At 56.0% G+C, this 521-nt stretch carries 1 protein-coding gene and 1 pseudogene; one reads left to right on the top strand and one right to left on the bottom strand.

Annotation, left to right across the window (positions count from 1 at the left end; all coding sequences use genetic code 11):
- Positions 1 to 210 (bottom strand): SurA N-terminal domain-containing protein (locus tag AC1D00_RS44765; RefSeq protein ID WP_477015169.1); only part of this gene is annotated, 210 nt, incomplete at its 3' end.
- Positions 211 to 434: 224 nt separating this feature from the next.
- Between AC1D00_RS44765 and AC1D00_RS44770 the strand changes: the two are divergent.
- A pseudogene (locus AC1D00_RS44770) lies at positions 435 to 521 on the top strand (triose-phosphate isomerase); the annotation flags it as partial.

Raw genomic sequence — 521 nt, forward strand, 5'->3', positions numbered from 1 at the left:
GATCTGTTGCAGGCGGTCGGTATAGATCTGGCGGAACTCGTTCAGCGAAATCTCGGTGCGGCCGATTTTGGCCACTGTGGACTGCCCGAAGCCCTTGAAGATGTCGGCGATGCCCCAAATGCCGAAACTGACGATCAACACGCCCATCACCACGGCCATAATGGTCTTGCCGAGCCAGTTTGATGAGGCCTTGCGCATTCCTCGAAGCATTTGGTCCAACTTGTTTGGTCAGGAGGGGAACGGGAGCGCGTCTTAATGCAGATTCCGCAAAAGCGCGTCACCAAATTGATCAATCATCATAAAGTGGCGGCTTTCCCCCCGCAACCTCAGGTCACGTGGCCTCACGAAGCTGCGGTTAAAAGCCCATAGGTCTCTGGAACTGCCGCAGCGGCTCTGCTAGCGCATGCACAAACCTCATTTTGCTGGAAATTGACATGACCGACGCCATCCGACCGCTGATCGCCGGCAACTGGAAAATGAACGGGCTGAAGGCCTCCGTTGCCGAATTCGACGCCATGCTC

This window comes from Bradyrhizobium sp. P2_E8, from assembly GCF_056403875.1.